7 protein-coding genes and 1 pseudogene are annotated in these 8,630 nt (G+C 68.2%); 3 read left to right on the forward strand and 5 right to left on the reverse strand.

Annotated features, from left to right (window positions below):
* Positions 1-540: 540 nt before the first annotated feature.
* The gene (locus JHN63_RS42265) at positions 541-915 is read right to left on the reverse strand and encodes a MerR family transcriptional regulator (RefSeq protein ID WP_200690442.1); all 375 of its coding nucleotides are present in this window, start codon (positions 913-915) and stop codon (positions 541-543) included.
* Positions 916-1,074: 159 nt separating this feature from the next.
* On the opposite strand from JHN63_RS42265, the gene JHN63_RS42270 reads away from it, so the two are divergent.
* Positions 1,075-1,425 (forward strand): putative quinol monooxygenase, encoded by a 351-nt coding sequence (locus JHN63_RS42270; RefSeq protein ID WP_200690443.1) that lies wholly within the window; start codon positions 1,075-1,077, stop codon positions 1,423-1,425.
* 342 nt (positions 1,426-1,767) lie between these two features.
* On the opposite strand, the gene JHN63_RS42275 is transcribed toward JHN63_RS42270, so the two are convergent.
* Positions 1,768-2,622, reverse strand: coding sequence for a helix-turn-helix transcriptional regulator (locus tag JHN63_RS42275; RefSeq protein WP_200690444.1), 855 nt, complete (start codon positions 2,620-2,622; stop codon positions 1,768-1,770).
* Between the two features lie 84 nt (positions 2,623-2,706).
* On the opposite strand from JHN63_RS42275, the gene JHN63_RS42280 reads away from it, so the two are divergent.
* Positions 2,707-3,651 carry an SDR family NAD(P)-dependent oxidoreductase gene (locus JHN63_RS42280; RefSeq protein WP_307782108.1) on the forward strand — a complete coding sequence of 315 codons (945 nt, stop codon included), beginning with the start codon at positions 2,707-2,709 and terminating at the stop codon, positions 3,649-3,651.
* Positions 3,652-4,403: 752 nt separating this feature from the next.
* Positions 4,404-5,608: pseudogene (locus JHN63_RS42285) on the forward strand (IS110 family transposase).
* 386 nt (positions 5,609-5,994) lie between these two features.
* Here JHN63_RS42285 and JHN63_RS42290 read toward each other — a convergent pair.
* The 3 genes from JHN63_RS42290 to JHN63_RS42300 all read right to left on the reverse strand — a co-directional run.
* Positions 5,995-6,144, reverse strand: a complete 150-nt coding sequence (locus tag JHN63_RS42290; protein ID WP_200690445.1) for a hypothetical protein — start codon at positions 6,142-6,144, stop codon at positions 5,995-5,997.
* A gap of 96 nt (positions 6,145-6,240) precedes the next feature.
* Positions 6,241-6,798, reverse strand: coding sequence for an XRE family transcriptional regulator (locus JHN63_RS42295; RefSeq protein ID WP_200690446.1), 558 nt, complete (start codon positions 6,796-6,798; stop codon positions 6,241-6,243).
* Positions 6,799-6,801: 3 nt separating this feature from the next.
* A partial coding sequence (locus tag JHN63_RS42300) for a transcriptional regulator (protein ID WP_234478497.1) occupies positions 6,802-8,630 on the reverse strand: 1,829 nt, incomplete at its 5' end.

Here is an 8,630-nt window from a genome sequence, read left to right on the forward strand (position 1 = left end):
TGATCTTTGAAGACGGACCCTAGTCTTGGAGGTAGGGGCAACTCTTGATCGCAGGTCTCGTCATTCGCGTCCACTGTCATAGTGTCGCGGCCGTTGCCTGAACGCGGTGCTCTGATAACGGGGATCATGGCCGGGTGAGAATGCGCGTCCGGAGGAGTCGGAACGAGGCTCGGCCATACGTGGCCCGCTTGAGCGTTTTAACTCGGTTTACATGCCCTTCGACGTGACACGGCGGGTTGTGCTGGGTGGGTCGGCGGCGACCGCGACACTGAGTGCAGTGCCATCCACGGCGACTGCCAGCACGCGTCCGGACCCGGTCCTGGACACGAGTCATGCCACGCAGCTTCTGGTCGAGGATGCCAAGCTGGTCCTCCATGCCCTCGCGGTGGCCGACGACCACATCCGGGCCGAGGACGCCGAGGAGTGGCTGTTCTCGGACTTCAGCTGGGCGGAGTTCGACACCGAGGTGCATCTGATGCGCACGCTGGACCGGTTCGAGGCCTGGGCACCGGGCCAGGGTATGCGCGTGCTGGTCGAGCCTCAGACCCCCGCAGCCTCGCCGGCCGGCCGTGTCGAGCCGAACTCGGCGGCGGCGAGGACAGAGTCCAGTCGGGCTCGCGTGGCGGCAAGGTCCCGCATGTGATCGTCGAGGCGGTCCCGCTCCGCACGAAGCCGGGCGATCATCTCCGGGCCGGCGATACCGGTGTGCACGCACGGCAGGAACTCCACGATCGTCCGGCTGCTCAGCCCGGCAGCGTAGAGGAGCTGGATCCACCGCACTCGCTCGACCGTGTCCGGGGTGTAGAGGCGCTGCCCGCCTGCGCTGCGGCTCGACGCGATGAGCTGCTGCTGCTCGTAGTAGCGCAGCGCCCGCGTGCTCACTCCCGCGGCCGATGCCACCTCGCCGATACGCATCCCGTCGCTCCCTCTGCTCCACATGCCGCCGGGTCCCGGTTGCTGCCGGGCCGTCCCGGGGTTCGTCACCCAACTTGCCTTTGACGTTAACGTCAACTTTTACACTCCGGAAGCCGGGCATCAGCACCGGTGGAACCGACCATGACGGAGTAGGACTTCATGAGCACTGACGACACGACACCCGACGGCCTCATCCCCGCCGCCATCCTCGCCTCGGACACGCCGGTCGCGGTATATGGATACGCCCGGGCCAAGGCGGGCGGGGAGGGCCGGATGCTGGGCGAGATCCAGGCGATCATCGGCCTCACCCGCAAGGAGGATGGATGCGAGCAGTACGTGGTGCACACCACACCGGACCAGCCGGGCGCCTTCGCCTTCTACGAGCGCTGGTCCTCCGGCGCCCACCTGCTGGCGCACGTTTCGCAGCCGTTCATGCAGACGTACTTCGCCGCCATCGCGGGCCTGACCGAGGGGGAACTGGAAGCCCACTGGCTGCACCCCCTCTCCTGACCCACGACACACGGCCAACCCCGCGCCACGCGGGGCCAGCGCATCCGGATCGCCGTATACGCGATGGGTGCAGCTCCTTCGGAGGGACTGGCCGAGCTGGGACATCGGTGCCTGGCGCATCACCCGTGCCCGACGCGGCTGCGCCTCATGGGAGCGCCGCGGGTAGGCATTCCGGCCAGGCCGAAGACCGGCCGAGCGGTCCTCGGCAATCAGCGGCGGGACAACCGCAACCGCCGGAACGATCACACCTCACACGTGGACTCGCGGCTCGGTGCCGGTGGGGTCGTAGCTTGAGAGGAGCTACCCCCAAAGGCGCTCGGCTCCGAAAATGCCGCCAGTGCGTCAGGATCCTGCGAACGTGTCGGCGCCGAGCACGGTCAGCAGAGCAAGCTTGTCGTGGCTCTCCGTGCCAGGTGTGGCGGTGAAGATGAGCAGGGACTGCCCCTGGTCGGGGTCGAGCAGTGTCTGGCAGTACAGGTCGATGCGTCCGACCTCGGGATGGACGAAGCGTTTGGCGTTGCTCCACCGCAGTCCCACTTCATGGCGGTTCCACAGCTCGGCGAATTCCTCGTTGTGCTGCAGGTCGGCCACGAGCGAGGCGGCCGGCGACCCGGGCCCCTGCGCGGTCGCACTGGCGCGCAGGAGGGCGACGTAGACGCGGCTGTGCAGGTGGTGGTCGTCGGGCAGGTACCGATCGCGGGTGGTGGGGTCGGTGAACCACCGGTAGAGGGCGCTGCGCGCCGGGCCGGTGTGACGCGTCTCGTCGCCGAGCAGCGCCACGGTGGGCGGCGTCTGCTGCAGCGTTTCACCGACCGTGCCCACGATCTGCGCGGGTGTGTCCTGAAGCCGGTCCATGACGCGCAGCAGGCCGGGACTGATGTGCGCTTCGCGTAGTCGCCGTGTCTGGAGGCGGTACCCGCACAGCAGGAACAGGTGGTCACGTTCGTCGGGAGTCAGGCGCAGGCCCCGGGCGATGGCCGCTGCCATCTGCTGCGACGGCTGGGAACCACTACCGCGTTCCAGCCGGGCGAGATAGTCGGCCGACATGTCGCACAGCTCGGCGACCTCCTCCCGGCGCAGCCCGGTCGCCCGCCGTCGTGCGCCGCGGCGCAACCCGACGTCCTCGGGTTGCAGGGACTCCCGGCGTCCGCGCAGGAAATCGGCCAGACCCTCGCCATCCACCGCCGTGTCCACCATCGGACTCCCCGCCTCGCATGTCGTATACCTCCGTCTCATTGTCCGGCAGGTCGACACGGGTAGCCACGCCCTGCCATTCAGTGGTTGGGCAGGTCCTTCATCCGCCGGCACGGTCCCCGTTCACTGGACGGCGTCAGGAATCAGGTAGAAGAGCCTCCGGAGGATTTCACTATGGCCAAATGGACCGCTGACCGGCTGCCGAGCATGGCCGGCGTGACAGTGGTGATCACCGGTGCCGGCGGGGGGATCGGGCTGGTGACCGCTCGCGAACTCGCAGGGGTCGGCGCCCACGTGGTGCTGGCCGTGCGCAACGTCGACAAGGCGCGCCAGGCAGTGGCCGGTATGCGTGGAGATTTCGATGTCCGGCGACTCGATGTCGCCGACCTGGACTCGGTACGTGCGTTTGCGACGTCGTACACCGGCGACATCGATGTTCTGATCAACAACGCCGGGGTGATGGACATCCCGGCGGCGCGGACCGCGCAGGGCCTGGACGTACAGACCGCGACGAACTATTTCGGGCCGTTCGTGCTCACCAACCTGCTGCTGCCCCGGCTGACCGACCGCGTGGTGACGGTCTCCAGCCAACTGCACCGATTCGGCAGGGTGGACCTCGACGACCTCGACTGGCGCACCCGCAAGTACAACGGGCTGGCCGTCTACGAGTCGTCCAAGCTCGCCGTTGTGCTGTTCTCGCTGGAATTGCAGCGCCGCTTGACCGCCTCGGGCAGCCATGTCCGCTCGGTCGTCGCTCACCCTGGCGTCGCGCGGAGCGGACTGGTCACGCACTCGCCGCTGGGATTCGTCAACCGGCTCCCCTTCCTGGTCCAGGACGTCGAACACGGAGCGCTGCCACTCCTGTACGCAGCCACGCAAGACGTCCCCGGCAACGCCTACGTCGGTCCGGACGGGTTGTTCAGCTTCACGGGCTACCCACTGATCCGCAAGCCCAGCCGGGCCGGCCTGGACCCTGCCGTCGCCAAGAGGCTCTGGCAGGCAACCGCCGCTCTCACCGGAACCGGCGCCTGAAAGCAGACATGTTTCCCAGGTCCGGCTCCGGGTGCAGTTCCTCGCAAGGTGCGACCTCACCGGCAGCGAGCCGCGAGTTCACATGTGAGGTGCGATCCTTCCGGCGGTTGCGGTTGTCCCGGCGCTGATCACCGAGGACCGCTCGGCCGCTCTTCGGCCTGGCCGCCATGCTTGCCTGCGGCGCTCCCACGAGGGGCAGCCGCGTCGGGCACGGGTGATGCGCCACCGACGTCCCAGTCACCCCGTCCTTCCAAAGGAGCTGCACCCATCCTCCATGGGTGCCCGGATCCGCACCCGTCCTCGAGAGCGACCATCGAGCCGAGCTGTAGGCCAACTACAACGTCCGTGCCGTCGAATTGGGCTGTCTACAGGTAGTCCATCCCGTTTGGGATCGGCAGGTAGTCCACGTGGGAACGTTGGACCGACGTGCTCTCGGTCACGGTCGGAGACTACCGCCAGAGCGTTGATGGCGACCCCTCCGGCCCGTGGGTGCTGTACTTTCTGGTCGTCGCCCCCCATTACCGTCTTCGTAGCCCCGCAACGGGGTTACCGGCCTTCGGAGTTGGCATGACTACCTCCCCGTGTCGAGTTCATGGCCCGGGGGGTGGTGTCACCAGCTCCGAGGGCACTGACAGACCGCTGATTAGGGGCATGACCACCGGCCTTTCCGCAGGTCGGGAGGCTCTTCGTAATGTGGATGTGGCGATCAGTGCCGTGGCCGGCCGGGTGAACAGCACCGAAGGAACCACGACGTGATCGACACCAGCGACGTCGACGTCTACCTCGGCCTGGACGTCGGCAAGGACGAACACCACGCCACCGCACTCACCCCGGCCGGGAAGAAGACCTTCGACAAGCGGCTGCCCAACAGCGAACCCAAACTCCGCGAGGTCTTCGCCAGGCTGCAGACCAAGCACGGCACCGTCCTCGTCATCGTCGACCAGGTCGCCTCCATCGGCGCCCTGCCGCTGACCATCGCCCGCGACCTGGGCAGCCACGTCGCCTACCTGCCCGGACTGACCATGCGCAGGATCGCCGACCTCTACCCCGGCGAGGCCAAGACCGACTCGAAGGACGCCTTCATCATCGCCAACGCGGCCAGGGCGATGCCGCACACGCTGCGGTCGGTGGACCTCGACGACGAGACGATCGCCGAGCTGTCGATGATCGTCGGGTTCGACGACGACCTCGCCGCGGAAGCGACCCGCCTCTCGAACCGGCTGCGGGGCCTGTTCACCCAGATCCACCCGCACCTGGAACGAGTCATCGGCCCGCGCATGCAGCACCCGGCCGTCCTCAGACTGCTGGACCAGTTCGGCTCGCCGGCCCAGATCCGCAAAGCCGGACGCCGACGGCTCATCGCACTGATCCGCCCCAAGGCGCCCCGCATGGCCGAGCGGCTGATCGACGACGTCTTCACCGCGCTGGATGAGCAGACCGTCGTCGTTCCGGGCACGGACGCAGCCGCACTGATCGTCCCCAGCCTCGCCTCCTCGCTCCAGGCGGTGCTCGACCAGCGCAGACTGCTGGCCCACCGGATCGAGGAACTCCTGGAGGCCCACCCTCTCTTTCCAAGGTCCTGATGTCCATGCCTGGCATCGGCATCAGGACCGGAGCCCGCATCCTCATCGACGTCGGCGACGGCACCTCGTTTCCATCCGCCGCCCATCTCGCCGCCTATGCCGGCCTCGCCCCGGCGACTCGAAGCTCCGGGTCGTCCATCCGCGGCGAACAGCCTTCGCGGGAAGGAAACAAGCAGCTCAAGCGAGCCTTCTTCCTCTCGGCATTCGCCGCGCTCGCCGACCCGGCCTCCCGCACCTACTACGACAAAAAGATCACCCAGGGAAAGCACCACACCCAGGCCATCCTCTGCCTCGCCCGCCGCCGAGCCGACGTCCTCTTCGCCATGCTCCGCGACGGCACCTTCTACCAACCACCAACCCCGATCACCCCTTGACCAAAGTCATAGGGGCACCCCCCCGGCGCTCGTCGGCGCGTGCTGCGCGCGCCGGAGTTTTCATCCTCACCCTGCTGCCGGGGTACGAGGGACTCGCCAGCCAGCGGGCCCGACCCGCAAGGTGACGGAGACGCCCCCCAGCCAGCGGGCAGGACGGTTCCGCCGGAACGAATACAGCGGTCAGTGCTCGGTGAGGTACCGGACGTCCCAGCGCGCCGTACGCGATCAGGTTCGAGGCATCGAACGCGGATGAGACCGAGGCCGCAGCATGAGAACATTACATCTCGGAAGTACCTTGTCGATCGTTTTTGATGTGGTCCTAGAAGAACCCCGTCACCGCAGATCACAAGGAACTTCTTCGTTTCTGGGTGAACCATCCACGGGCATCAAGCCGGTCGATCCGGGTTGATGCGTGCTGTCTCTGCGGCATAGGCTGCGGCTTCGATCAGCTCGAGTTCGCCGGCGAGCGTCGACGCGAACGCATCGATGGCGCGGCCCTCCATCGTAGAACTCGAGTCGCCGCGACGTATCGCCATGCCGGATGGAGCTCCTCGGCTCAGCTGCAGTCCGGTGGTGACAGACATCGCGTCCCTGCACAGGAAATTCAACAGAGGCCATGCTTTTCCTCATCGTCAGAAGTCGACGTCGAGGTAATCGATGTCATTCAGAGAGACGTCTGAGAGGCCCACGGCGCGGCTTCCGCCATCCTTGAAATAGACGTCCTTAAATCCTGAGGCGATGATGTCGCGCATCTGCTGGTCGCTGGCGCCCGCGTCGCGGGCGTCGAACAGGCGCTGCGCGTACGCCGGGGGGAGGTGCACGGTCAGTCGCCGGAACCGTCCGTCGTCGGTCGTGCCGACCGGCGCGGTGTACCCGAACCGTGCCCTCGTCTCCACGGTGATCCCGCCCGTGGCGGCGGCCTGGCGCTGACGGCGCTTGCGTACCTGCGGCTGCCACCGCTGCCGTACCGCGTCGTCGATCTTCGCAGCGACGTCGGCGCGCGCGTGCTTGCGGGCGCCGCGCCGGTACCTGTTGACGGAGTCGGCGGTGACGCCGAGTTCCTGCGCGACGGCCTTCGCGCTGCCCATCTGCTTGAGCAGGTAGCCGATCTGACCCTTCAACGTCTTCGGCGGCTGCCGGGTGAACGACTCCTCCTCGGCCCGCTCGATCGCCTCCTCAATCTCCCCCACTGGTTACTCCCCTTCGTCCAGGACGGCGTCGCCGCCCTTGATGTGGCGGGCCGGGTTGTAGCCCTGTTCCATCAGGTCGACCGCCCATGCCATGTCCTGCACGCCCTCCAGCTTCGCCAGGCCCGGGGTCGGCCCGAGGCGGAACCCTCCGGGCTGCGGCTTGCCGGAGGCTGCGTACGGCAGGAAGTCCAGCGGGGAGGCGCCGGGGCTCGGGTAGACGACGCAGTCGGAGAGCACGGCGAGCGGGTATCGGCCCGTCAGCTTCACCATGTTGTTGAGCTTGCGGTGCATGTTAACCCGCGCCTTGGAGATGACGGCGTTGCGGATCCATGGGGCCCACGTGGCGCGCTGCATGGCAGGCCACGGTTCACCGTCACGGTGGCCCTTGCCCTGCGGCCCCTCGAACAGCTTGCCGATGCCGCCCTTCACCGTGCCCTTGATCGCGGCGAGGACCGCCGTCAGGGCCGGGTCGATCTCCTTGTGCAGCTCCATCGCCGCAAGGAACTCGCTGTCGGTGAGGTCCTTGGTGACACCGAGGTCGGCGAGGGTGTCGACGTAGGCGGTCTTGAGCCGGTCGTGCCACGGATCCAGGTACGCGCCGGTCTCCCTCCGCAGGTACGCCTCGATCGGGTGGACGTCGTAGCCGAGTTCCTGGGCGTAGGCGACGGTGTGCGTCTGGTACCAGGCCGGCCCCGTCGGACGCTCGCCGGACGGCGTGAACGGCGAGGGCAGGCGCGGGTCCAGCTCGATGTGGGACAGGTCGACCAGCCAGGATCCGGAGATCTTGGGGTTGAACTGCGGGGCGTGGAAGTGGTCCGGGGCGGACAGGCCCACGGTGAGCCGGGCCGCGGCCGCGAGGAACGCCGTGTTGAGGTCCAGGCCGACCACGAAGGGCAGCGTCACCTCTTCGGCGGTGAGCAGTTCCACCGGCCGCACCCACTGGTAGGCCTCCTCATCCAGGAACCCGCCCGTCCAGCCCTGCGCGACGGGGTGCTCGGGCCGGGCCTCCGGCGGCGCCGGGGGAACCGGCTCCGTGCCGAGTGAGCCAGGGTTGTGGCCGGACACCCAGTTGCCGGTCTGCTCGTCGCGCACGGCGCGGGTCGGCGGGCGCAGCGCTGTCATCAGCTCCAGCCCGGTGACCGCCGTGCTGCCGCGCGGGGTGATGACGCGCTGGGCGTACACCCCCAGAACACGGGCGATGTCGGTCGGCCCCATATCCGTGACGCCGGGCCAGGAGCGGCCATCGAGGGCGTCCCACGGCAGGATCGCGAGCTGGACGCACTGCCGGTCGCTCCCCTGCGCCTTGCGGTAGATGCGGGCCCACGGGCCGAACCCGCGCTTCGTCAGCTGCCACTTCGCCTTCAGCACCTGCTTGACGACCGGGTGGTCCCCCTCCAGGCGCAGGCCCCGACGGTCCTCCAGACGTTCCGGCAGTCCGAACTTCACCGCGGCCGCGGCGGTGATGACGATCAGCGGGTCGGAGCCCTTGCCGTTCTTGTGCAGCTTCGACGCACCGAGACGGGACTCCCTGAGCGTCCACTCCACCAGCTGCGGGATGGTGGTCGCCCGGCAGTCGAGCACGATGCCGTCGACGCCGTACGCACTGCCGTCACCGTCCAGTACGGCGAGCGGACCGTGCGGGAAGCGTGAGTCGGCTGCGGGCACAGCACGCTTCTGCGCCGGCCGACGCGACGTAGCCGCCGCGGACGGGCTGGCGGGGCGTTCGGGCTCCGGGGTGGCCTGGACGGCGGACGTCTCCACCACGGCGGGCGTCTCGGTCGCGGCCGGGCCGACGAACGTCTCCGGGACAGGCACCGGGCGGGGCACGGGAG

The sequence above is a fragment of the Streptomyces sp. MBT65 genome (genome assembly GCF_016612545.1).
In the GTDB taxonomy this organism is placed as follows: Bacteria; Actinomycetota; Actinomycetes; order Streptomycetales; family Streptomycetaceae; genus Streptomyces.